This window comes from Pseudomonas reidholzensis (assembly GCF_900536025.1).
GTDB lineage: Bacteria > Pseudomonadota > Gammaproteobacteria > Pseudomonadales > Pseudomonadaceae > Aquipseudomonas > Aquipseudomonas reidholzensis.
In genome coordinates this window covers 248,043-271,860 of the sequence record NZ_UNOZ01000007.1, presented here as the reverse complement: position 1 = coordinate 271,860, position 23,818 = coordinate 248,043, and the positions used below count along the sequence as shown (strand labels likewise).

Genomic DNA, 23,818 nt, shown 5'->3' with positions numbered 1-23,818 from the left:
TGAGCTTATCCGGTGGGTGTGGTGGCGCTGATGGCCCCTTCCGCCCTTACGGCGGGTCACTTTTTTTCTTGGAAAAAAGTAACCAAAAACCGCTTGCTCCTGCATCCGGCCCTTCGCTGCGCTACGGGTCCCCTCACTCCGGTCTTGCTCCCGTGAGGACCGCGCCGGACGGGCCTTCCTGGCCCGCGGCGCTTGCCGGCCATCCATGGCCGTCACCTCACTCCGCAAGACCTCCGTTCGGCCTCCTGAAGTCGCAGTAGATCAAGAGCCAGATCAAAGGCCAGATCAAGTGCCACGGCAACGGCTGGCGAATCGCTGCGCTCTCGCTGGTTTATAAGGGCGGTACAGCGCGTCAGCGCCAGAATGTGCATTGACCTTCCGGCCATCGCGGGCAAGCCCGCTCCTACAGGTCGGCGCGGTCCTTGTAGGAGCGGGCTTGAACGCGATGAGGCCCGAATATCCACCATTATTGCCACTGACGAAGATAACGCCAGCCCAGGCGCCACCCCTAACTTGGCGACCTCAGGAGGCCGAACGGAGGTTTTGCGGAGCGAGGTGACGGCCATGGATGGCCGGCAAGCGCCGCGGGCCAGGAAGGCCCGTCCGGCGCGGTCCTCGCGGGAGCAAGACCGGAGTGAGGGAACCCGCAGCGCAGCGGAGGGCCGTATGTGGGAGCCAGCGGTTTTTGGTTACTTTTTTCCAAGAAAAAAAGTGACCCGCCGTAAGGGCGGAAGGGGCCATCAGCGCCACCACATCGAACGGATAAGCCCCCACCGCCCAACGCATCTACAGCGAACACACGCAACAAACATAGGCATCACGCAGTCGGCGTGGGAGCGGCGGTGCGCCGATGCGACTTGCCCCGCGATTGCGCTGGATCAGACCAACAACTACGTGTCCATCAAACCTGGGCCAACGGTTCCGGCAGGCCTTTGACACCCGGGTTCAGGGCGAACACGCCGCCGGCCAGCGGCTGGTCGCTCAGGTCGATGCCCTGTGGGCGGATCGAGGTCACGAACAAGGTGTCCAGGCCTGGGCCGCCAAAGGCGCACATGGTCGGCTTCTTCACGGGTAATTCCAGCGTGCGGTCCAGCTTGCCTTCGGGTGTGAAACGCAGCACCAGCCCCGCATCGATCGCACAGATCCAATAGCAGCCTTCGGCGTCCACGGTCGCGCCATCGGGGCGGCCCGGGTGCTGGTTCATGTCGACGAACACCCGGCGGTTGTGCGGGGTGCCCGTGTCGATGTCGTAGTCGAACGCCCAGATCAACTGCACGCTGGGGTGCGAGTCCGAGAGGTAGAGGGTCTTGCCATCGGGGCTGAAGGCCAGGCCATTGGGCACGGTCAGGCCTTGCAGCTGAGGATGCAACGGTTGCACCGCGTCGCCGGCTTGCGGGTCGTAGCGGTACAGCGCGCCGAGCGGGTCGGCGCCCATGTTGGTCTGCATCGTGCCAGCCCAGAAGCGTCCCTGGCGGTCGCAGCGGCCGTCGTTGAAACGCATGTTTGCACGCGGGTGTTCGACGCTGGCGCATTTCACTGCGTGCAGGCGGCCGTCAGCCTGTGGCGTGAGGCGGAACATGCCGCTCTCTTGCGCACCCAGCCAGTGGCCCTGCGGGCTGCGGGCGATACAGGCGAGCATTTCGTCCGCTTGCCAGGAGGTCGTCTGGCCATCCAGCTGCCAGCGGTGCAGCCGCCCGGCGGGGATGTCGACCCAGTACAGGGCGTTTTCCTGAGGTTGCCAGACCGGGCTTTCGCCGGTGGCATTGCGCGCGTCGATGATCAGTTCGGCAGTCATGGGCAGGTTTCCGGGTCAGTCGCCAAAAGGGCCGGCTGCGGTGAACGCGCCACCTTGCAGGCGGGCGTTAGGGTCGTTGGCGGCAGGCTTGGGCAGTTGCTCCATCTGCGCGCGGAAGCGCTCGGAGCTGTCTTGCGGGTTGAAACCCAGGTGCGCCGCGAAGCGGTTGTTCCACCACAGGTCGCGGTTGTCCGACACGCCGTAGACCACGGTGTGGCCGACGTTTTCGGCGAGCAGCGCGCGCTCCACCAGGTGCGCCAGGTCGGCGTAGCTCAGCCAGGTCGAGAGCATGCGCAGGTTGCGCGGCTCAGGGAACGACGAGCCGATGCGCAGGCTCACGGTCTCGATGCCGTAGCGGTGGTAGTAGAAGGTCGCGAGGTCTTCGCCGTACGACTTGGACAACCCGTAGTAGCAGTCCGGGCGGCGCGGCGAGTGCGCGTCGAGCTGCTCGTCCTGCGGGTAGAAACCGGTGACGTGGTTGGAGCTGGCGAATACCACTCGCTTGATGCCGTGTTTGCGCGCGGCTTCATAGATGTGAAAGGTGCCACGGATGTTGGCGTCGAGAATCTCTTCGAACGCACGCTCGGTGGAGATCCCGCCGAGGTGGACGATGGCATCCACGTCCGCGGCGAGTGCCAGCACGCCGTCCTTGTAGGCAAGGTTGCAGCTGATCACCTCTTCATGCTCGCCCGCCGCCGGCGCCATCGCGCTGATGTCCGAGGCGCGCACGACGGTGGCGTGTGCCTGCAGTGCTTCGCGCAGGATCTGCCCCAGGCCACCGGCGGCGCCGGTCAGCAGCAGGCGGTTGAAGGGTTTTTGTGGGGAGGAGGGTGTGCTCATGGCGTGCGCCTTTGATTGAAAGTCCATAGAACGTCGTCGGCTGACGACACCGGGCCACCCGTCAGGGGGCCCGGCCGTGAGGCATTACATGAAGTTGTACTGCACGCCCAGACGCCAGCGGGCCTGGCGGTCGTCGGTGGTGGAGTTGACCTTGATGTCACCCACTTCCATGAACGGCGCCCACTGCTTGTTGAGCTTGTACTTGATGATCAGGTTCTGCTCGTAGTCGCTCTTCTTGTTGTCGTAGCGGATGTAGTCGGTGTCGAAGTAGATGTACTGGTACTCGAAGGCCCACGGGCCTTTGGGGGTGTAGCCGAGCCAGCCTTCGAGGCGGGTGGTGTTCTGGTTGTCCTTGGCGCGGTCGGCCTTGGAGTGGTCGATCTGGTCGCGGTCGAGGCTGCGTGCATCGTGGCGCACGCGGGTGGCGACGTACCAGGTGTCGCTGATCTTGTAGTTGTACTTCAGGCCGAACTTGTAGGCGGTGGCGTCCTTGGAGCTGTCCATCTGGAACGCGGGGGTCAGCGTCGACTTGGGGCTCAACTTGTAGTTGTAGTCCACGGTGAACTCATGGCCGTTGTTGACCATGTTGTCGTACGCGACGTCTTCGCGGTCGCCGGCCGTCTTGTACTTGATTTCAGCGCCGAACCCCAGACCGCTGTCCATGCGGTAATTGAGCTTGATCCGGTCGGAATGGATGCTGTCGTCTTCGGTGAAGCCGTGGCGGTAGTTGATGCTGGCCGAGTCTGCGCAGGCGTAGAAGGACAGGCCAAGCGTACTGACAGCAATGAGCGTGCGGAGTGTGGTCTTCATGCGATCTTCTTTTTTTGTTTTTGTTGAGGTCGTTTTTGACGCGGGGTGTTGCAAGCAGCTGATGCGGTAGGGGGCAAGCCTCCGTGTTCAGTTGCGGCTAAAGTTATCGTACGACTTTTGGGTTGTCTACGATTTTTTAAGATGTTGTCGGACGACTCAGCGAGAAGCCTCTAGATAGCGCATTACAGAGGAGTTCATATGAATGCATGGACACGCAGGGTGGCCGCATAGCCCGGAAAACAGCGGTTTAGAGGTGGGTTTGGAAAGTTTTCAAGGGGTGCTTTTCAAAAGTTGTATGATGACGTAGGATCGTCCCCAGAGCGTGACTCACCCGCCACAAATCCAATAAGAAGGCTCAGACGTCCATGATCATTACTGCTGTAAACGTCCAGGTTTTTTCCTACCCCACACGCCGCGCTGTCGACAGTGCCGGCCATGCCCATCCGGGCGACGTGACGCAGGCCAAGATGGCCTTGCTGCGAATCAAGACTGAATGCGGCAACGAAGGCTTCGCCTTCGGCGCGCCCGAGCTGATCCGCCCGTATGTGCTGGATGGCTTCGTGCGCAAGGTGCTGGTCGGCGCCAATGCCTTCGACCGCGAAAAGATCTGGCACGACCTCGCCCACTGGCAGCGCGGCAGCGCCAGCCAGCTCACCGACCGCGCCCTGGCACTGGTCGAGCAGGCGCTGTGGGACTGGGCCGGGCGCAAGCTCAAGGTGCCGGTGCACAAGCTGATCGGTGGCTACCGCGACAAGGTCCCGGCGTACGGTTCGACCATGTGCGGTGACGAGCTGCCGGGCGGCCTGTCGACCCCTGAAGAGTACGGCCGCTTCGCCGAGACCCTGGTCAAGCGCGGCTACAAGGCGATCAAACTGCACACCTGGATGCCGCCGGTGTCGTTCGCCCCGAGCGTGAGCATGGACATCAAGGCCTGCGCCGCCGTGCGTGAAGCCGTCGGCCCGGACATCGCGCTGATGATCGACGGCTATCACTGGTACAGCCGCACCGAAGCGCTGACCGTCGGCCGCGCCCTCGAGAAGCTGAATTTCGCCTGGTTCGAAGAGCCGATGATGGAAGATTCGGCCGAGTCCTACGCGTGGCTGGCCGGCCAGTTGGACATCCCCGTGCTGGGCCCGGAAAGCCTCGGTGGCAAACACCTGAGCCGCGCCAGTTGGGTCAAGAACGATGTCTGTGACATCCTGCGCGCCGGCGTTGCCGGAGTCGGCGGTATCGCCCCGTGCCTGAAGGTCGCGCACATGGCCGAAGCGTTCGGCATGGATTGCGAGATCCACGGCAACGGCGCGGCCAACCTGGCGGTGGTCGGCGCGATCAAGAACTGCACCTGGTACGAGCGCGGCCTGCTGCACCCGTTCCTCAACTATGACGAAGTGCCGGCCTACCTCAAGCGCCTGGTCGACCCGATGGACGAAGACGGCTTCGTGCACCTCTCCGACCTGCCTGGCCTGGGGGAGGAGATCGACTTCGACTACGTCGAGACCAACACGCTACAGAGCTTCTGATTCGTGCATGGCGGCACGCCTCGATGCGTGCCGCCCGAGAGTCCAATAACTATAAAAAGGCTATCTCACATGAGCGTTCTCCCCAAATTCTGGGCGGGGGTCCTGGCCGCATCGCTGGCGATGACGTCGGTACCTGCCGCATTCGCCAAGACCCCCGCCGACCAGTTGATCGTCGGCATGAGCATGATCAACCTGCTGTCGCTTGACCCGGCCGCCGCCACCGGCCTGGATGTCTCCGAGGTCAATGCCAACCTCTACGACATGCTGCTGGTGCAGGACGTCAAGCAACCGGACCAGCTGGTGCCGGCCCTGGCGCAAAGCTGGCAGGTCAGCGATGACCGCAAGACCCTGACCTTCACCCTGCGCCCCGGCGTGACCTTCCAGTCGGGCAACCCGCTGACTGCCGAAGACGTCGCCTGGTCGTTGCAGCGTGTGCTCAAGCTCAACCTGGCCCTGGCCTCGACCTGGAAGGCCTACGGCTTCACCGCCGGCAACGCCGCCCAGTACCTGCGCGCGACCGACGAGCACACCTTTGTCCTCGAACTGCCGCGGCCAACCGACCCGATGCTGGTGCTCAACACCCTGGCGACCTCGCCCAGCGCCTTTATCCTCGACCGCAAAGTGGTCCAGCAGCACCAGAAAGGCGACGACATGGGCGGCGCCTGGCTGACCACCCACGCCGCCGGCAGCGGCCCGTTCATCCTCAATGACTGGCGCGCCAACGATGTGATCCTGATGAGCCGTTACGACGGTTACTGGGGTGGCCCGGCCAAGCTCAAGCGCATCGTCATGCGCAACATGACCGAGTCGCAGTCGCTGCGCCTGATGGTCGAGCGCGGTGACCTGGACCTGGCCAAGGGCATGTCCGCACCCGACATCGAAGCCCTGGAGAAGTCCGACAAGGTGCGCACCCAGACCGTGCAGCGCGGGACCCTCTACTACGTCGCCCTGAGCGTCAAGAACAAGCCCTACGATGACGCCCGGGTGCGCCGTGCGGTGCGTTCGCTGATCGACTACCAAGGCATCAACCAGACCGTCATGCCGCACTACGGCCAGCTCAACCAGCGCCCACTGCCGCTCGGCCTGCCGGCACGGCTGGACGATCCGGGCTACACCCTGAACGTCGCCGAGGCGAAAAAACTGCTGAACGAAGCCGGCTACCCGAACGGCTTCAAGACCACCATCCGCGTGCTCACCGAGCCGCCGTTCATCAACATCGCCTCCAGCTTGCAGGCGACCCTGGCCCAGGCCGGCATTCAGGCGACCATCGTCACCGGCACCGGTAACCAGATCTACGGCGCCATGCGCGATCGCAGCTTCGACATCCTGGTCGGCCGCGGCGGTGGCGGGGCCGAGCGCCATCCGCATTCGAGCCTGCGCACCCTGGTGTACAACCCGGACAACCGCGACGAAGCCAAGCTGAGCAACTTCCAGGGCTGGCGCACGTCGTTCTACAGCCCTGAGCTGAACGCGCTGATCGAGCAGGCCGAAGTCGAGCCCGACAAGACCAGGCAACTGGCCCAGTACCAGCAGATCCAGAAAACCCTGGACGCGCAGGTCGGGGCGATCCTGCCGGTGTCGCAGATGACCGACACCGTGGTCGTCTACCACGATGTTCAGGATTACCAGACCCACAGTGCGGCCACCACCCGCTACAAAGACGTCTACAAGTCGCGATGAGCGGGAGCGGGGCGTGCGCGCCCCGAACGCCTCGGTGTTGGCTGAACGCATTTTCAGGAGCCTGTTATGTTAGTTTCGACTGCCTCTGTGCTGGGCACGCGCGTGTCTGGCACTGCCCGCCGGGCCAGCACGGTCCTGGTGACCCTGCTCGGTCTGTTGGCGCTGACCTTCTTCATTGGTCGGGTGATGCCGCTGGACCCGGTGCTGGCCGTGGTCGGTCCGGACGCCGACAGCTCCACCTACGACCAGGTGTACCGGGCGATGGGCCTGGACCAGCCGATCTGGGTGCAGTTCGGGCTGTACCTCAACGACCTGCTCCACGGTGATTTCGGCAACGCCCTGCTGACCGGCCACCCGGTGCTGGACGACATCAAACGGGTGTTCCCGGCGACCATCGAACTCGCCACCCTGGCGATCCTTTTCGGCATCGTCATCGGCCTGCCACTGGGCGTGGTCGCGGCCAGCAACCAGGGCCGCGTGGGCGACCATGTGGCGCGGGTGATCACCCTGTTCGGTTACTCCACGCCGATCTTCTGGGTCGGCATGATGGGCCTGCTGGTGTTCTACGCCTGGCTCGGCTGGGCCGGCGGAGCAGGGCGCATCGACCTCGCCTACGACGGCATGGTGCCGGACATCACCGGCCTGCTGCTGATCGACACGGCCCTGGCCGGCGATTGGGAAGCCTTCACCAGCGCGCTGCGGCACATCGTCCTGCCGGGGCTGATCCTGGGCCTCAACTCGGTCGCCTACATCAGCCGCATGACCCGCAGCTTCATGCTCGAACAGCTGTCCCAGGAGTACATCATCACCGCCCGGGTCAAGGGCCTGTCGCGCCGCCAGGTGGTCTGGGGCCATGCGTTTCGCAACATCCTCGTGCAGCTGCTGACGGTAGTCGCGCTGGCCTACGGCTCGCTGCTCGAAGGCGCAGTGCTGATCGAAACCGTGTTTGCCTGGCCCGGTTTCGGCCAGTACCTGACCAGCAGCCTGATGCTCGGTGACATGAACGCGGTGATGGGCTGTGTGCTGGTGATCGGGCTGATCTTCGTCGCCCTCAACCTGATCAGCGACGCCCTGTACAAGGTGTTCGACCCAAGGACCCGCTAAGCCCCGCGCGGCCAGCGCGAACACAGTGCATGACTATAAAAACAAGGACAGCCACATGAAAACTGTATTTCCGATCCTGCGCCTGAGCCTGCTGGGTGCGATGCTGGCACTGGGGCCGATGGCCGCCGTGCAGGCCAAGACCCCCGCCGACCAACTGATCGTCGGCATGAGCATGGTCAACCTGTTCTCCATCGACCCGGCCAACGCCCCGGGCCTGGATGCCTCCGGGGTCAACGCCAACCTGTATGACACGCTGATCAAGCGCGACCAGGGCAACCCGGAAAAACACCTGCCACAGTTGGCCGAACGCTGGGAGATCAGCGAAGACGGCAAGCAGGTCACCTTTCACCTGCGCAACGACGTCAAGTTCCATTCCGGCAACCCGCTGACCGCCGAAGACGTGGCCTGGTCGCTGTACCGCGTGATGAAGCTCAACTTCGGCCTGGCCACCACCTGGAAGGCCTACGGTTACAGCGTCGACAACATTCAGGCGCTGATCCGCGCCACTGACCCGCACACCCTGGTGGTCGAGCTGCCACAGCCCGCCGACCCGCTGCTGCTGATCGACTCGCTGGCGATCTCGCCCAGCGCGGTCATCGTCGATCGCCAGGAGGCCATGAAGCACGAGAAGAACGGCGACCTCGGCGCCGCCTGGCTGGTCACCAACGAAGCCGGCAGCGGCCCGTTCACCCTGACCAAGTGGAGCGCCAACGACTCGCTGGTGATGACCCGCTTCGACGGCTACTGGGCCGGCCCGGCCAAAATGAAGCGGGTGCTGGTACGGCACATGACCGAGTCGCAGTCGCTGCGCCTGATGCTCGAGCGCGGTGACCTCGACCTGGTCTACGGCATGGCCGCGCCAGACATCAAGGCCATCGAGAGCTCGCCCAAGCTGCAGGTGCAACCGCTGCAACGCGGCACCATGTACTACGTGGCGATGAGCATGAAGCAGCCTGAATTCGCCAATCAGAAAGTCCGCGAAGCGGTGCGCAACCTGATCGACTACAAGGGCATCGATGAGCAGGTCATGCCGCATTACGGCACGCTCAACCAGCAGCCGATGCAGCTTGGCCTCGACGCCCGCCTGCCGGACCCTGGCTACAAGATGGATGTCGCCAGGGCCAAGGCGCTGCTCGCCGAAGCCGGCTACCCGCAAGGCTTCACCACCACCATCCGGACCTTGTCCGAGCCGCCGTTCATCGACATCGCCGCGCGCATGCAGTCGACCCTCGCCGAAGGCGGGATCAAGGCCAGCATCGTTACCGGCACCGGCAACCAGGTGTACGGCGCGATGCGCGCACGCAACTTCGAGATGATCGTCGCGCGCGGTGCCGAGCGCTACCCGCACCCGTACTTCAGCCTGCGCACCTTTGTCTACAACCCGGACAACAGCGACAGCGCCGGCCTGCCCAACTTCCAGGGCTGGCGCGCGTCGTTCTTCGACCAACAGCTCAATGCGCTGATCGACCAGGCCGGCGTCGAGCGTGATGCCAGCAAGCGCGTGAGCCTGTACCACCAGGCCCAGCAGCGCTACGACCAGCAGGTCGGGCCGATCATGATGCTGTCGCAGATGACCGACACCGCGGTGAGCGCGGTGGACGTCAAGGGCTTTACCGGCGATGACGCCGAGGCGACCCGTTACCTGGGCGTCTACAAGCAACGCTGAACCTGTCCGGGGGCGCCTGCGGGCGCTCCGGGCGGCCATGATTTCACACCGAGAACATGCCGATGATTGCCAACATGTCTTCTACCCAAGCAAGCGCCAAGCCGCAGGCCGACACCACGCCGGCTTCCAGCCTCGACGCCTTTTACAAAAGCAGCCTGCGGGTGCTGCGCCACCTGTTGCGCAACCCGATGACCCTGGCCGGGCTGCTGGTGGCCGTGCTGCTGATCGTGGTCGCCACCTTCGCCCCGTGGATCGCCACCCATGACCCGGTGGTGCAGAACCTCGCCAACGCCCTGCAGGCCCCCGGTGCCGCGCACTGGTTCGGCACCGACGAATACGGCCGCGACATCTTCAGCCGGTTGGTCTACGGCTCACGCATCACCCTCTACATCATTACCCTGGTGACGGTGATCGTCGGCCCGATCGGGCTGTTCATCGGCACCGTGTCGGGCTACTACGGTGGCATCGTCGACACCGTGTTCATGCGCATCACCGACATCTTCATCTCGTTCCCCAGCCTGGTCCTGGCACTGGCGTTCATCGCCGCCCTCGGCCCTGGCCTGGAGCATGCCGTGGTCGCTATCGCGCTGACCTCGTGGCCACCGATCGCGCGTTTGGCGCGGGCTGAAACCCTGTCGCTGCGCAAGGCCGACTTCGTTGTCGCGGTCGAGCTGCAGGGCGCCTCGTCGACGCGCATCATCCTGCGTCACATCGTGCCGATGTGCCTGTCGTCGGTGATCATCCGCCTGACCATGAACATGGCCGGGATCATCCTCACCGCCGCGGCGCTGGGCTTCCTCGGCCTGGGCGCACAGGCGCCGCTGCCGGAGTGGGGCGCGATGATCTCCACCGGCCGACGCTACATGCTCGAATGCTGGTGGCTGGTGGCAGTACCGGGTGCGGCGATCATGCTGGTGAGCCTGGCGTTCAACCTGTTGGGCGATGGCCTGCGGGACATTCTCGACCCGCGTAGCGAGTAACTGGAGGCTTTATGTCGTCGCTCAAACTCAACGTCGAAGCGCTCAATGTGCGCTTCGTCAACGGCAAGAAAGAAATGCACGCGGTGCGCGATGTGTCGTTCACCCTGGGCCGAGAAAAACTGGCCATCGTCGGCGAGTCCGGCTCGGGCAAGTCGACGGTCGGGCGCAGCTTGCTCAAGCTGCACCCAGGCAGCACGCAGATCACCGCCAAGGCCCTGCAGTTCGGCGATGTCGACCTGCTCAGCGCCAGCGAAAAGGCCATGCAGAAGATCCGCGGCCAGCGCATCTCGATGATCATGCAAGACCCCAAGTACTCGCTCAACCCGGTGGTCAAGGTTGGCGACCAGATCGCCGAGGCGTACCTGGCGCACCACAAGGCCAGCCGCAGCGAGGCCCGCGAGCGGGTCATGCTGATGCTGGAAAAGGTCCATATCCGCGACCCCAAACGCGTCTACAACCTGTACCCGCATGAAGTCAGCGGCGGCATGGGCCAGCGCATCATGATCGCCATGATGGTCATCACCAACCCGGAGGTGATCATCGCCGACGAGCCGACCTCGGCGCTCGACGTGTCGGTGCGCCAGCAGGTGCTCAACGTGCTCGAAGAACTGGTGGTCGAGCAGCAGATGGGGCTGATCTTCGTCAGCCACGACCTCAACCTGGTGCGCAACTACTGTGACCGGGTGCTGGTGATGTACGCCGGGCGGGTGGTCGAGTCGCTCGCCGCCTGCGACCTGCAGTACGCCGAACACCCGTATACCCGTGGCCTGCTGGCGGCCTTGCCGAGCATGGACAACCGCCGCCCGCGCTTGCCGGTGCTGCAACGCGACCCGCTCTGGCTCACCTGCTGAGGTAACTGACATGTCCATGATCCAAGCACAATCGCTGAACCTGAGCTTCGGCATTGGCTCGACCCTCAACCAGGTGCTGCACGACGTCGACCTGACCGTCGAAGACGGCGAGTCGTTTGGCCTGGTCGGCGAGTCGGGCTCCGGCAAGACCACCGTGCTGCGCTGCCTGGCCGGCCAGTACCGGCACTGGAGCGGGGCGCTGAGCATCGCCGGCGGCGCGTTGCAGCACAAGCTGCCCAAGGAGCATTTCCGCAAGGTGCAGATGGTCTTCCAGGACCCCTACGGCTCGTTGCACCCACGGCACACCATCGACACCGCCTTGCGCGAGCCGCTGACCATCCATGGCATGGCTGATCGCGATGACCGGATCAACGACATCCTGGTCAAGGTCGGCCTCAATGACAGCTTCCGCTACCGCTATCCGCACCAGTTGTCGGGCGGCCAGCGCCAGCGCGTGGCGATTGCCCGGGCGCTGATTCTCGAGCCGCGCGTGTTGCTGCTGGATGAGCCGACCTCGGCGCTGGACGTCTCGGTGCAGGCGGAGATCCTCAACCTGCTGGCGGACCTGCGCCAGCGCGAGAAGCTCACCTACCTGATGGTGACCCACGACCTGGGCGTGGTCAGCCACCTGTGCGACAAGGTGGCGGTGATGCAGCAAGGGCGCATCGTCGAGCGCCTCGACAGCCAGGCGTTGAGCCAGGACCTCGCCCGCCATGACTACACCCGCATGCTGGTCCAGGCCAGCCGCGACTTCAGCGCCGAATCGCCGCGCGCCGCCTCTGCCTGAACCTCTCCCAAGCCTGTGCGCCTGAGCCCGCGGGGCAGGGCGCACAGGGCTGCCGATCAAGGACTCCACCATGCCTCATTGCATTATCGACTGCCCGGCCAGCCTGGCCGAGCGGGTTGGCGAGCAGACGCTGCTGGCCGCCGTGCACGACGCCATCGACGCCAGCGGGCTGTTCAAACCCGGCGACATCAAGGCGCGGCTGAACACCTTCAGTCATTACCGCTGCGGCGCCGGCCAGGATGATTTCGTGCATGTCGCGCTGTACCTGTTCGCCGGGCGCAGCGCCGAGCAGCGCCGCAGCCTCGCGTCGGCGGTGGTGGGGGCGCTGGTCGGCTTGCTGCCCGAGGTCGAGGCGCTCTCCATGGATGTGAGGGAAATGGCCCGGGAGACTTTCGTCAACCGCAGCCAGTACCTCGAGCAAGCCGCGTCGACGGTCTGAGCCACGAGGCCCGGCCCATCAAGCGTGGCGTTACCAATGGCAAAAACAAGGAAGATAAAAACCATGCCGTATGCACACCCTGCTGTCGCTGCACGCAAACACCCCTTGGCACGCGCACTGCTGAGCGCCCTGGCCATGGGCTGCAGCCTGCCGCTCTGGGCGCTGGACGCGCCCGCCAAACTTCAGGTGCCGACCCTGGCCTACGATGAGCAACAGATCATCCTGGTCTGGGAGAAACCGGCCGACCACGCCGAGATCGTCGATTACCATGTCTATGCCAACGGCAAGCTGCTCGGTGGCAGCAACGCCAACAACGACCAGGTCTCACCGGCCAAGCCTTACATCGACCACTTCTACCAGCAGGACACGCAAAACTTCCACCACCGCATCGCCATCCACAGCTTCACCGCCCTGGGCCTGAAACCTGACACCGAATACCGCTTCACCGTGCGTTCGGTCGGCCGCGATGGCAAGGAGTCGGCCGACAGCCCGGTGATCGTGCAACGGACCACCGCCGTGCCCGCGCTGTTCGACGTGAAAGCCTACGGCGCCAAGGGCGACGGCCACACCCTCGACACCGCCGCGATCCAGCGCGCCATCGACGCCTGCAGCGTCGGCTGCAAGGTGCGCTTGCCAGCCGGCACCTACAAGAGCGGTGCCCTGTACCTGAAAAGCAACATGACCCTGGAAATCGCCGAGGGCGCGACCCTGCTCGGCTCCGAGCGCGCCGAAGACTACCCGCGCGACGGCTATATCCAGTACCCGTATTCGACCACCGTGCGCCCGGCCTCGCTGATCAACGCCTTGCCACGTGACCCGCGCAAGCACCAGGCCTTCGAGAACATCCGCATCGTCGGCAAGGGCACCATCGACGGCAACGGCTGGAAGCGCAGCGCCGACGTCAAGGACGAGCGTGGCCAACCGCTGCCGGTCTACCTGGCCAGCGACAACACCCGCTACATGCACGATGGCCTGCTGGCCAAGGCCCAGGTCGAACGGGCCGTGGCCGAGGGCATGAACGTCAAGGACGCCTACGGCCAGATGCGTTCGTCACTGATCACCGTGCGCGACGTCAAGAACGTCTTCTATGGCGGCTTCACCGTGCTCAACCCGGCCTACCACGGCATCATGAACCTGGAGACCGAGAACGTGGTGCTGGCCAACACCACCCACAAGACCTACGACGCCAACAACGGCGACGGCATCGAGTTCGCCAACAGCCGCGGCGCGCTGGTGTTCAACAACTTCTTCGACACCGGTGACGACTGCGTCAACTTTGCCGCCGGCACGGGCGCCGAAGCGGTCAAGCAGAAGACCCAGGAAGACGCCTGGATCTTCAACAACTATTTCCGCAAAGGCCATGGCATGGTCGTCGCCGGCAGCCATACCGGTGCGTGGATCCAGAACATCCTTGCCGAAGACAACGTGTCTGACGGCACCGACGCCGGGCTGCGCATGAAGAGCACCAACTTCATGGGCGGTGGCGCACGCAACGTGACCTTCCGTGACTCGGCGATCCGCAACACGGTCAAGCAGGCGTTTATCTTCACCCTCGATTACAACGACCCGAATGCCAAGCTGGACTACAAGCGCTCGACCATCGCGGGCCAGTTCCGCGATATCCGGGTGAGTGACGTGAGTGTCGAGAACGCGCAGATGGCGGCGATCGAGGTCAAGGGCGATAGCCAGCACGGCGCCTATCACGAGGGCCTGGCGTTCGAGCGGGTACGCTTCAGTGGGCCGGCCAAGGTGAAGATCGATGGCTTGAAGGATTCACGCTTCGACGCGATCCGCTTCAGCGAGACCGGCGGGGCCAACCCGTGGCAGGTCAGTGGCAGTGACGGGCTGGCGTTCGAGGATGTGCAGCCCGCCCCCGAGCCGGCTCACTCGCTGTAGAACGCCTGATGTTTCTGCGCCTCACGCAGGCGCAGGCGGCTGTTGCTCAAGTGCAGGAACATGGCCGCACGCGCCGCATCGACCTGGCGGCTGGCGATAGCGTCGAAGATCTGCTGGTGTTCGCTGTTGATGCCCGCCAGGTAGGTGGTGCGGTTGCTTTGCCCGGTGTACGCGGAGTTCATCCGCGTACGCGGGATGAGCTTGGTGCCCAGGTGTTTCATGATGTCGATCAGGTAATGGTTGCCGGCCGCCTTGGCGATCTTCAGGTGAAACTGGAAATCGGCGTTGGTGGTGCTGCCGGATTTTTCCGGGCCTTGCAGCAAGGCTTCCAGGGCCTGCTCGAGCTCTTCGAGGGCCTGCGGCGTGGCGCGTTCGGCGGCCATGCCGGCGGCCTGCACTTCGAGGCTCAGGCGGAACTCCAGCAGGTCGAGCACGTCTGACAACTGCACGATGGTCGCCGGCCCGACGTTGAAGCCTTCCGGCGCTGGCATGTCGCGCACGAAGGTGCCGACGCCGTGGTGCGTTTCGACCAGCCCGGCCGCCTGCATCCGCGACAGGGCATCGCGCACCACCGAGCGGCTGACGCGTTCGGCCGCCATGATCTGCGCTTCGGTCGGGAGTTTTTCGCCGCGCTTGAGGGTGCCCTCGCGCATGCGCTGGGCGAAGCGTTCGACGAGGGTTTCGGCGAGGCGGCGGGGTTTGATGTGGGCAGTAGAGGTGGGGTCCGACATTGTCGTGCTCTAAAGTGATCAGCGGCCAGTGTAGTGCTTTTTAGCGCAAAGCCGCGGGTATAATCCAGTATCTTCTGGTGCGAGTGGAATCTTCCCATGGAGCGTATTGCCTCTGATCGGCGTGTGAGTCTGGCCCAGCAACTGGTGCTCGACCTGTCGCGCCAGATTGCCGCTGGCGAGCTGCCGGCGGGCACCAAGTTGCCGACCGAGCAAGCCTTTACCGAAGCGCGTGGCGTGAGCCGCACCGTGGTCCGCGAAGCCATGTCGCGGCTGCAGGCCGAGGGCCTGGTCGAGACGCGTCGCGGCATCGGTACCTTCGTCGTCGACACCCCGCGGCCGGGTGATGTGCTCGACAATCAGCCAGAGAAGGGCACCGCCGATGATGCGGTGGCGATCTGCGAACTGCGCTTGAGCCTGGAAGTCGACGCTGCCGCGATTGCTGCGCAGCGGGCCACGCCCGAGCAGCTGCAGGCCATCCGCGCCGCGCTGGACGAGGCCAACGCCGTGGGCCCGTTGCACAAGGACAGCGGCCGCATCGAGTTCGAGTTCCACCTGCAGATCGCCTTGTGCACGGGTAACAGCTTTTTCATCGATGCGATGAGGCACCTGGGCAACACCGTCATGCAGGGTGGGCAACCGGCGCTGACCGAGCCACAGCGTGCGCGGCTGGTGCGTGAGCGCGAGCAGGTCTACGCGGCGCTGCTGTGCAAGGATGCCGACGTGGCGCGGGCGGCGATGCGCTTGCACCTGACCAATGCGCTGCACCGCGCGTTGAGCGCCGCGCAGGCGGCTACCGGCTGATTCCAAGCAAGCCCCAAGTGTGGTCGCCACTGGCCTCATCGCAGGGCAAGCCCCAATGCCAGTCATTTAAAAAGCCGGGGCCGCTTTGCGGCCCTTCGCGGGTAAACCCGCTCCCACAGGTACCGCGCAAACTTTCAGAGCAGCTCATATCCCTGTGGGAGCGGGTTTACCCGCGAAGGGCTGCACAGCAGCCCCCTGGCATCGCCCCCGAACCCCCTTTTTTTACGCTTTTTTTACAGCACCTCAGCCCGCTGAAACCGATACTGCACGCTCGTCATTCGCCCGTTGTACCGGGCCGCCCCAAAAGACCCGGGGAGCCTTAAAGCTCAAGGACTGACCGCGTTATCTCCCCCCGTGCAGAGAAGTCATTCGTGAGCGCAACCGCGACCGTCGCCGACCAACCCCACCCCCCGCGTACCTCCGCCATCGGCATGCTCGTCGCCGCCGTCGGCGTGGTCTATGGCGATATCGGCACCAGCCCGCTGTACACCCTCAAAGAAGTGTTCTCCGGCCACTACGGCGTGCAGCCCAGCCACGACGGCGTGCTGGGCATCCTGTCACTGGTGTTCTGGTCGCTGGTCTGGGTAGTGTCGATCAAGTACGTGCTGTTCATCCTGCGCGCCGACAACCAGGGCGAAGGCGGCATCATGGCCCTGACCGCGCTGGCACGCCGCGCCGCCGCGCCGTTTCCACACCTGAGCAAGGTGCTGGTGCTGCTCGGCCTGTTCGGCGCCGCGCTGTTCTACGGCGACAGCATGATCACCCCGGCGATTTCCGTGCTGTCGGCGGTCGAAGGGCTGCAACTGGCGTTCGACGGCATCGACCATTGGGTGGTGCCGCTGTCGGTGCTGGTGCTGGTGGCCTTGTTCCTGATCCAGAAGCACGGCACCGCGCGCCTGGGTATCCTGTTCGGGCCAGTGATGGCGCTGTGGTTCGTGGTGCTCGGCGCACTGGGCATCCATGGCATCGTGCAGCGGCCAGAGGTGCTGCACGCGCTCAACCCGGTGTGGGCGGTGCAGTTCTTCGTGCTGCATCCGGGCATGGGCGTGGCCATCCTCGGCGCGGTTGTGCTCGCGTTGACCGGCGCCGAGGCGCTGTATGCCGACATGGGCCATTTTGGCCGCAAGCCGATCGCCCGCGCCTGGTTCATGCTGGTGTTGCCGGGCCTGGTGCTGAACTATTTTGGCCAGGGCGCGCTGATCCTCGGCAACCCCGAAGCGGTGCGCAACCCGTTCTACCTGCTGGCGCCCAGCTGGGCGCTGCTGCCGATGGTGGCGCTGTCGACACTGGCGACCATCATCGCTTCGCAGGCGGTAATTTCCGGCGCCTTCTCGCTGACCCGCCAGGCGATTCAGCTGGGCTACGTGCCGCGGATGTTCATCCAGCACACCTCGAGCCAGGAGCAGGGGCAGATCTACATCGGCACGGTGAACTGGGCGCTGATGGTCGGCGTGGTGCTGCTGGTGATCGGCTTCGAATCCTCCAGTGCGCTGGCCGCCGCCTACGGCGTCGCCGTGACCGGGACCATGCTGATCACCACGCTGCTGTCCTCGGCGGTGGTGCTGCTGTTGTGGAAGACCCCGCGCTGGCTGGCGATCCCCATGCTGCTCGGGTTTCTCCTGGTCGACAGCCTGTACTTCGCGGCCAATGCGCCGAAGATCCTGCAGGGCGGCGCCTTCCCGGTCATTGCAGGGGTTGCGCTGTTCATTCTGATGACCACCTGGAAGCGTGGCCGCAAGATCATCGTCGAACGGCTCGACGAAGCGGCATTGCCGCTGGACTTGTTCATCGCCAGCATCCAGGCGCAGCCACCGTTCCGCGCCCAAGGCACGGCGGTGTTCCTCACCGCCCGCACCGATGCGGTGCCGCATGCCTTGCTGCACAACCTGCTGCATAACCAGGTGCTGCACGAACAGGTGGTGCTGCTGACGGTGATCGCCGAAGACCAACCCCGGGTCAGCGCCGACCAACGCTTCGAGATCGAGGCATTCGGCGGCGGCTTCTTCCGCGTCACCCTGCATTTCGGTTTTATCGAGGAACCCGACGTGCCCCAGGCGCTGAGCCTGTGCCACCGCGACGACCTGGATTTCAGCCCGATGCGCACCACCTACTTCCTCAGCCGCGAGACCGTCATCGCCACCCGGCGCATGGGCATGGCGCGCTGGCGTGAGCACCTGTTCGCGTTCCTGCTGAAGAACGCCAACAGCAACCTACGGTACTTCCAGCTGCCGCTGAACCGGGTCATCGAACTGGGTACCCAGGTCGAGATGTGATGCCGACTCAGGGCGTGCCGTTTCTGCCGTGCAGGCGGAAACCCGGGCGCTCGCTCAGGCGCTCATAGTAGTCGCTCACCGCCGGCAGGTGAGGGTGCTCGAAGGGCGTCTCGAACCAGCGGTGCACCGAGAGACCGATCGGGATGTCTGCCAGCGTAAAGGTGTCACCGGCCACGTAAGCGCCGGTGGCGGCGAGCTGGCGCTCGAGGATCTGCATGTACCTGGACCACTCCGCGCAACCGGCGCGCAGCGCCTGAGCGTCCTGGTGTGCGGGCGACTGCCTGACCAGCGACATGAACGCGTAACTCCACGCACGGTTGAGGTCCGAGGCCTGCCAGTCGATCCACTGATCGACGCGCGCCCTGGCGTGCGCTTGCGTCGGGTACAACGCGGCCTGGCCATAGCGCGTCGCCAGGTAGCGGATGATGCTGTTGGACTCCCACAGCGTGAAGTCACCGTCCTGGATGACCGGGACCATGGCATTGGGGTTCAGCGCCAGGAATTCAGGTGCATCGGTGGGTTTGAAACCCGCGCCCCAGTCCTCTCGTTCGAAATCGAGTTCGATCTCGGCGCAGGTCCACAGCACTTTGCGCACGTTGATGGAAGCCGCTCTGCCCAATACCCGTAGCATGTGTTCATCCTTGGCTGGTGGCGATAGTCGCCCGCGATGATAATGGGTCGCTCATAGGGTAAATATCAATAGCACTTCAGGGAGTGAAGCAGCGCATGTCCTCTATAGAAAATGTCATCGCCAGTAACCGCGAAGCCTGGAATGCCTCCGCGTCCCAGCACCGCGCCAGTGAAGCCTGGACCACGCTGATCGCAGCGGTTGATCGTGCGGATTTCTCCTGCCTCGATGCGACCCTCACGGGCTTGCTCGAGCAGGTTGATCTGCGCGGCAAGGACGTGGTGCAGTTAGGCTGCAACAACGGACGCGAGTCGCTTTCGCTGTTTTCACTGGGCGCACGCAGTGTGGTCGGGGTAGATCAGTCTTCGGCGTTTCTTGAGCAGGCACATGAGCTCAGCGCCAGGTCGCCGCATGCGCCCGCGTTTGTCGAAGCCGATATCCACGCGTTGCCCGCTTCGCTGAACGCGCGCTTCGATGTCGCCTTGATCACCATCGGCGTGCTCAACTGGATGCCGGACATGCAGGCGTTTTTCGCGCATGTCGCCTCCACCTTGAAGCCGGGTGGGGTGTTGGTGATCTATGAAACGCATCCGTTTCTGGAGATGCTCGAGCCTGGCGCCGCCGACCCGTGGCGGATCAGCGGTTCGTACTTCCAAACCGAGCCGGTGGTCGAAGACAAGGCGATTGTCTACGTGGGCGAGGGCGAGGCGAACGGGGTGACGTCTTACTGGCATATCCATCGGTTGAGCGACATTGTCGGCGGGGTGCTCAGGGCCGGGCTGCAACTGCGCGACTTTACCGAGTACCCGCATTCCAATCGGGAGGACCTCTACGATGTCTACGAAGAGGGCGGGGTGCAGGTGCCGATGTGCTACACCCTGGTTGCCGTGAAGGGCTGAGCGCGATGTGCACGCCGCGAATAAAGGGCCACGGCATTGTTGCCGTGGCCGCGGCCTCAGATCACTTGATGAAACGCACCTGAGCGTTGATTTTCTCGATGACCGAACCCTTGCGCTCATTGAAGCGCAGCTTGTTCTGCTCGAACAGGTTGTTGCCCTTGGTGTCGATCGAAATGATCAGTGGGCCGAACTCACGCACGCGGTTCACCCACAGGGTCTCCGGCATGCCGAGATCTTGCCACTCAGCGCGCTCGATCTCTTCGACCTGGGTAGCCGCCAAGACCGCGCAACCGCCGGGAAACACCGCATGCACCGCCTTGTTTTCGAGGCAGCCCGTGGTGGTCTCCGGCCCCATGCCCCCCTTGCCAACGATCAGCTTGACGCCAGTTTGCTCGATGAACTCCTTCTCGAACTTCTCCATACGCATACTGGTTGTCGGGCCAATCGAGACCATCTCGAAGCTGCCATCGTCTTTCTTGCGCACGATCGGCCCGGCGTGGAAGATCGCGCCACCGCGCAGATCCACCGGCAATTCACGCTTGAGCTCGATCAGGCGGCGGTGGGCAACGTCGCGGCAGGTGACCAACTGCCCGGTGAGGTAAATCACGTCACCGACGTTGAGGTCGGCCAGGTCCTCGTCCTTGATCGGGGTGCTGAGGATCTTTTTCACAGAACTACTCCTTCATGCGAGAGGATGTCATAGGACAGGTCGGCGTTGATCCGGATCTTGCCGCGGCGGTGGGCCCAGCAGCCGGTCGACACGGCAACGCCAATGGTCGAGGGGTGGCGCGCCGAAGACTCGATGTTGACGCCCATGACGCTGCTGTTACCGGTCAGCCCTTGCGGGCCGATGCCAATTTCGTTGAGGCCTTCTTCCAGCAGCTTTTCCATCAAGGCGGCGCTTTCGTTGGGGTGGCTGGAATCCACCTCACGCAGGATCGCCCGCTTCGAAAGACGTGCTGCGGTTTCCACCGACGTCGACACGCCGACCCCCACCAGCAATGGCGGACAGGCATTGATACCGCGGGAGGTGATCACGTCGAAGACGAACTCGGTCACGCCTTCGTAGCCCTGCCCAGGCATCAGTACCTTGGCTGAACCTGGCAGGGTGCAGCCACCGCCGGCCATGTACACATCGATGATCGCGTGGTCGCCGTCGGGGATGATTTCCCAGTCCAGCCATGGAATCTTCGAGCCGGTATTGGTGCCGGTGTTTTTCTCGATGAACGTTTCCACGGCGTTGTGCCGCAGCGGGCCTTTGATGGTGGCTTCCTTGGTGGCATTTTCCAGGATGCCTTCCAGCTCACCGAGCAGCGGGAAGCGCGCCCCAGCCGAGATGAAGTACTGGATCACCCCAGTGTCCTGGCAGCTGGGCCGGTCAAGCTTGTCGGCGTAATCCTGGTTCTCTGCCATTGAGTCGTACACGGCAATCGCCAGCGGGTTGGTTTCCGCCGCACGCAATTGCGCGGTTTTCTTCTTCACGTCGGTAGGCAGGCGTTTACCGATGTACGCGGTGAACTTCGCCATCGTGTCGGTGAGTTCCAATACTGCTGATTGTTTATCCACGTTATTCTCCTTACAGCATCACAAGGCTAGTGCGGGGCTGATGACAGGGCAGTCATACGCCGGCAACGGGTGTTTTCACGGTTGGGTTCAGGGTTACAGCGTGTGGTGGCGGTGCAGGCTCAGGCAGCGGATGGCCGTCGAGTACACGGTTCATTTGTTGTGGGTCGAGAGCACCCACCCACTTGGCGATGGCGAGGGTGCCGACGGCGTTGCCGATCGTGTTGGTAATGGCGCGGGCTTCGGACATGAAGCGGTCTACACCTAGCAGCAGCACCATGCCGGCGACCGGAATCTTGTCCATCGTGGCTAACGTTGCTGCGAGCGTGATGAAGCCAGAGCCGGTCACGCCGGCCGAGCCTTTGGAGGTCAGCAACAACACGCCCAACACCAGCAACTGGTCCATCAGCGATAGCGGGGTATTGGTGGCCTGGGCGATGAAGATCGCCGCCATGGTGTAGTAGATGCACTGGCCATCAGGGTTGAAGGTCAGGCCAGACGGAATGACCAGGCCCACCACCGGCTTGGACACGCCGACCTTTTCCAGCTTGGTCATCAGTTGCGGTACCACCGACTCCGAGGAGCTGGTCCCCAGCACGGTGAAAAGCTCTTCCTTGAGGTACTTGAGGAACTTCCACAAGCTGAAGCCGGACAAGCGAGCGATGAAGCCCAGCACGATCACCACGAACATGAAGCAGGTGAGGTACATGGTCGCCACCAGCTTGCCGAGCGACACGATCGAGTCCAGCCCGTACTTGCCAACGGTGAAGGCCATGGCACCGCACGCAGCCAGCGGCGCAACGCGCATGATCATGCCGACAATGTGGAACATGCCGTGGGAGAACGACTCCAGCACATCCACCATGGGTTTGCCGCGAGGCCCCAGATGCGCCAGTGCGATACCGAACAGGGTAGAGAACAGCAGGATCGGCAGAATCTGATTCTTGGCAAACGCCTCAGTCACGCTCGACGGGATGATCTGCATCAGAAAATCCATGAAACCGCCGCCGGCCTCTGCAGCCGCGGTGTAAGAGGCGATGCTTGCCGTGTCCAGCGTCGCAACGTCGACGTTCATGCCAGCGCCGGGCTTGACGAAGTTGACCACCAGCAGGCCCAGCACCAGCGCGAACGTAGACAGGACTTCGAAGTAGATCAGTGCTCGCGCACCGACACGGCCGAGCTCCTTCATGTTCTCCATCTTGGCGATGCCAAGAACAACGGTGGCGAAGATGATAGGGGCGAACACCATCTTGATCAGTTTGATGAAAGCGTCGCCCAGTGGCTTCAGGTCGACGCCGATGTCGGGCCAGAACACACCCACACTGATGCCGACAGCAACGCCGATGAGTACCTGGACGTACAGCTTTCCTATGAGTCGCTTGACCATAGCCTTCTCCGCTTTATTTTTATGAGTCGGATTGATTTGGCTACTGCGCTGGCTGAACCCTCGTGGGTGGCACACCCACGGGGTAGAAAAAGCACAGACTGTTTTTGTGGTTAATCACGGAGGCAACGATAATCGACTTTTTAAAAGCCTGTAATACAATGGAATTCACTTCATTATTAACCTGAAGCTAATTATGAGCCCTGTGTCCGAGCTGTCGTTTTTCACGCAACTGGTGAGGGTGGGCAGCTTGGCTGCGACCGCTCGTGAGATGAACCTGACCCCGCCTGCCGTTTCCAAGCGGCTCGCGCAGATGGAGCAGCGGCTCGGCGTTCGTCTGCTCAACCGCACGACGCGCAGCATCAGCCTTACTGCCGAGGGCGAGACCTACCTGGTGAACGCACAGCGCATCCTGGGCGAGATCGAGGAGATGGAGCGGCAGGTGTCCAGCAGTCGGGCTGAGCCCAAGGGCCTGCTGCGGGTCAACGCCCCGCTCGGTTTTGGCCGAACCCACGTCGGGCCAGCAGTCTCTTCGTTTGTGCAGCGATATCCTGAAGTCGAGGTACAGCTGCAACTGAGCGACCGCCCGATCAACCTGCCGGATGACGCAATTGATGTGGCCATTCGCTTCGGTGAATTACCAGACTCGCGGTTGATAGCCCGCAAGATTGCAGTGAACCGTCGACTGTTGTGCGCGGCTCCGGCCTATCTGAGTACCTTCGGCTGCCCACAAACCCCCAAGGAGCTCGCGCAGCACAATTGCATTGTGCTGCGCCAGAACGATGCAGCGTTCGGCAACTGGCGGCTGAGCAAGGGTAAGCAGGTAGAAACCGTAAAGGTACGGGGTGGCTTGAGTACCAACGATGGGGAGGTGGCGTTGAACTGGGCGTTGGATGGCCATGGGGTGCTGATGCGTGCCGAATGGAACCTGGCCGAACACTTGCGAAGCGGCAGGCTGGTCGAAGTGCTTGCGGACTACCAAACCCCCTCGGCTGATATCTACGCGGTGTACCTGGAGCGGCTTAATCTGTCCGCCAAGGTGTCATTCTTCATCGAGCACCTGCGCGACTTCTTTCGACGCCATGCGGATGGGCGTGGCGATACGTTGACGACGTGGCGCAAGTGACTCTCCCAAGTGCCTCGCCGATTGCCATGGCCGCGGGGCACTACT

The 23,818-nt window shown here is 63.5% G+C and carries 21 protein-coding genes; 13 read left to right on the top strand and 8 right to left on the bottom strand.

Annotated elements, in window-relative coordinates; genetic code table 11:
- Nucleotides 1-901: 901 nt before the first annotated feature.
- From CCOS865_RS06925 to CCOS865_RS06915, 3 genes are all read right to left on the bottom strand, one after another.
- A complete protein-coding gene (locus tag CCOS865_RS06925; protein WP_119139182.1) occupies nt 902-1,795 on the bottom strand; it encodes an SMP-30/gluconolactonase/LRE family protein in 894 nt (297 codons plus the stop codon).
- A 15-nt stretch (nt 1,796-1,810) separates the two neighbouring features.
- Nucleotides 1,811-2,635 carry an NAD-dependent epimerase/dehydratase family protein gene (locus tag CCOS865_RS06920; RefSeq protein WP_119139180.1) on the bottom strand — a complete coding sequence of 275 codons (825 nt, stop codon included), beginning with the start codon at nt 2,633-2,635 and terminating at the stop codon, nt 1,811-1,813.
- Between the two features lie 84 nt (nt 2,636-2,719).
- Entirely contained in the window at nt 2,720-3,445 is a 726-nt protein-coding gene (locus CCOS865_RS06915) for an oligogalacturonate-specific porin KdgM family protein (protein ID WP_119139178.1), read from the bottom strand.
- Between the two features lie 365 nt (nt 3,446-3,810).
- Between CCOS865_RS06915 and CCOS865_RS06910 the strand changes: the two genes are divergently transcribed.
- The 9 genes from CCOS865_RS06910 (at nt 3,811) to CCOS865_RS06870 (ending at nt 14,368) form a co-directional block, all read left to right on the top strand.
- Complete coding sequence (locus tag CCOS865_RS06910) at nt 3,811-4,965, top strand: mandelate racemase family protein (protein WP_019472021.1); 1,155 nt, start codon at nt 3,811-3,813, stop codon at nt 4,963-4,965.
- A gap of 69 nt (nt 4,966-5,034) precedes the next feature.
- A complete protein-coding gene (locus CCOS865_RS06905) occupies nt 5,035-6,645 on the top strand; it encodes an ABC transporter substrate-binding protein (protein ID WP_119139176.1) in 1,611 nt (536 codons plus the stop codon).
- Nucleotides 6,646-6,711: 66 nt separating this feature from the next.
- Nucleotides 6,712-7,749, top strand: coding sequence for an ABC transporter permease (locus CCOS865_RS06900; RefSeq protein WP_119139174.1), 1,038 nt, complete (start codon nt 6,712-6,714; stop codon nt 7,747-7,749).
- Nucleotides 7,750-7,804: 55 nt separating this feature from the next.
- Nucleotides 7,805-9,415, top strand: a complete 1,611-nt coding sequence (locus CCOS865_RS06895) for an ABC transporter substrate-binding protein (protein ID WP_119139172.1) — start codon at nt 7,805-7,807, stop codon at nt 9,413-9,415.
- Nucleotides 9,416-9,477: 62 nt separating this feature from the next.
- Nucleotides 9,478-10,395: an ABC transporter permease gene (locus CCOS865_RS06890; protein WP_023047280.1), complete on the top strand. Its 918-nt coding sequence runs from the start codon at nt 9,478-9,480 to the stop codon at nt 10,393-10,395.
- An 11-nt stretch (nt 10,396-10,406) separates the two neighbouring features.
- Complete coding sequence (locus CCOS865_RS06885; protein ID WP_024717435.1) at nt 10,407-11,246, top strand: ABC transporter ATP-binding protein; 840 nt, start codon at nt 10,407-10,409, stop codon at nt 11,244-11,246.
- Nucleotides 11,247-11,256: 10 nt separating this feature from the next.
- On the top strand, nt 11,257-12,033 hold the full coding sequence (locus CCOS865_RS06880; protein ID WP_119139170.1) for an ABC transporter ATP-binding protein: 777 nt from the start codon (nt 11,257-11,259) through the stop codon (nt 12,031-12,033).
- 70 nt (nt 12,034-12,103) lie between these two features.
- Entirely contained in the window at nt 12,104-12,472 is a 369-nt protein-coding gene (locus tag CCOS865_RS06875) for a 5-carboxymethyl-2-hydroxymuconate Delta-isomerase (protein ID WP_119139168.1), read from the top strand.
- Nucleotides 12,473-12,535: 63 nt separating this feature from the next.
- On the top strand, nt 12,536-14,368 hold the full coding sequence (locus tag CCOS865_RS06870) for a glycosyl hydrolase family 28 protein (protein WP_119139166.1): 1,833 nt from the start codon (nt 12,536-12,538) through the stop codon (nt 14,366-14,368).
- On the opposite strand, the gene CCOS865_RS06865 is transcribed toward CCOS865_RS06870, so the two are convergent.
- On the bottom strand, nt 14,356-15,099 hold the full coding sequence (locus CCOS865_RS06865; protein WP_119139164.1) for a FadR/GntR family transcriptional regulator: 744 nt from the start codon (nt 15,097-15,099) through the stop codon (nt 14,356-14,358). The two genes, CCOS865_RS06870 and CCOS865_RS06865, sit on opposite strands and share 13 nt — an antisense overlap.
- A gap of 96 nt (nt 15,100-15,195) precedes the next feature.
- On the opposite strand from CCOS865_RS06865, the gene CCOS865_RS06860 reads away from it, so the two are divergent.
- Together CCOS865_RS06860 and CCOS865_RS06855 are read left to right on the top strand one after the other, a co-directional pair.
- A complete protein-coding gene (locus CCOS865_RS06860; protein WP_119139162.1) occupies nt 15,196-15,900 on the top strand; it encodes a FadR/GntR family transcriptional regulator in 705 nt (234 codons plus the stop codon).
- 371 nt (nt 15,901-16,271) lie between these two features.
- The gene (locus CCOS865_RS06855; RefSeq protein ID WP_167469022.1) at nt 16,272-18,173 is read left to right on the top strand and encodes a potassium transporter Kup; all 1,902 of its coding nucleotides are present in this window, start codon (nt 16,272-16,274) and stop codon (nt 18,171-18,173) included.
- 7 nt (nt 18,174-18,180) lie between these two features.
- Here the strand turns inward: CCOS865_RS06855 and CCOS865_RS06850 are convergent, their stop codons facing one another.
- Nucleotides 18,181-18,804: a glutathione S-transferase family protein gene (locus tag CCOS865_RS06850; protein WP_119139160.1), complete on the bottom strand. Its 624-nt coding sequence runs from the start codon at nt 18,802-18,804 to the stop codon at nt 18,181-18,183.
- Between the two features lie 95 nt (nt 18,805-18,899).
- Between CCOS865_RS06850 and CCOS865_RS06845 the strand changes: the two genes are divergently transcribed.
- On the top strand, nt 18,900-19,700 hold the full coding sequence (locus CCOS865_RS06845) for a class I SAM-dependent methyltransferase (RefSeq protein ID WP_119139158.1): 801 nt from the start codon (nt 18,900-18,902) through the stop codon (nt 19,698-19,700).
- Between the two features lie 61 nt (nt 19,701-19,761).
- Here the strand turns inward: CCOS865_RS06845 and ttdB are convergent, their stop codons facing one another.
- The 3 genes from ttdB to CCOS865_RS06830 are packed head-to-tail and all read right to left on the bottom strand — an operon-like array spanning nt 19,762 to nt 22,650.
- On the bottom strand, nt 19,762-20,370 hold the full coding sequence (gene ttdB, locus CCOS865_RS06840; protein WP_119139156.1) for a L(+)-tartrate dehydratase subunit beta: 609 nt from the start codon (nt 20,368-20,370) through the stop codon (nt 19,762-19,764).
- On the bottom strand, nt 20,367-21,266 hold the full coding sequence (gene ttdA / locus CCOS865_RS06835; protein WP_119139154.1) for a L(+)-tartrate dehydratase subunit alpha: 900 nt from the start codon (nt 21,264-21,266) through the stop codon (nt 20,367-20,369). The genes ttdB and ttdA overlap by 4 nt, the downstream gene beginning before the upstream one ends.
- 52 nt (nt 21,267-21,318) lie before the next feature.
- Nucleotides 21,319-22,650, bottom strand: a complete 1,332-nt coding sequence (locus CCOS865_RS06830; RefSeq protein WP_119139152.1) for a dicarboxylate/amino acid:cation symporter — start codon at nt 22,648-22,650, stop codon at nt 21,319-21,321.
- Nucleotides 22,651-22,843: 193 nt separating this feature from the next.
- Here CCOS865_RS06830 and CCOS865_RS06825 point away from each other — a divergent pair, with 193 nt between their 5' ends.
- Nucleotides 22,844-23,773 carry a LysR substrate-binding domain-containing protein gene (locus CCOS865_RS06825; protein ID WP_119139150.1) on the top strand — a complete coding sequence of 310 codons (930 nt, stop codon included), beginning with the start codon at nt 22,844-22,846 and terminating at the stop codon, nt 23,771-23,773.
- Nucleotides 23,774-23,818: the final 45 nt, after the last annotated feature.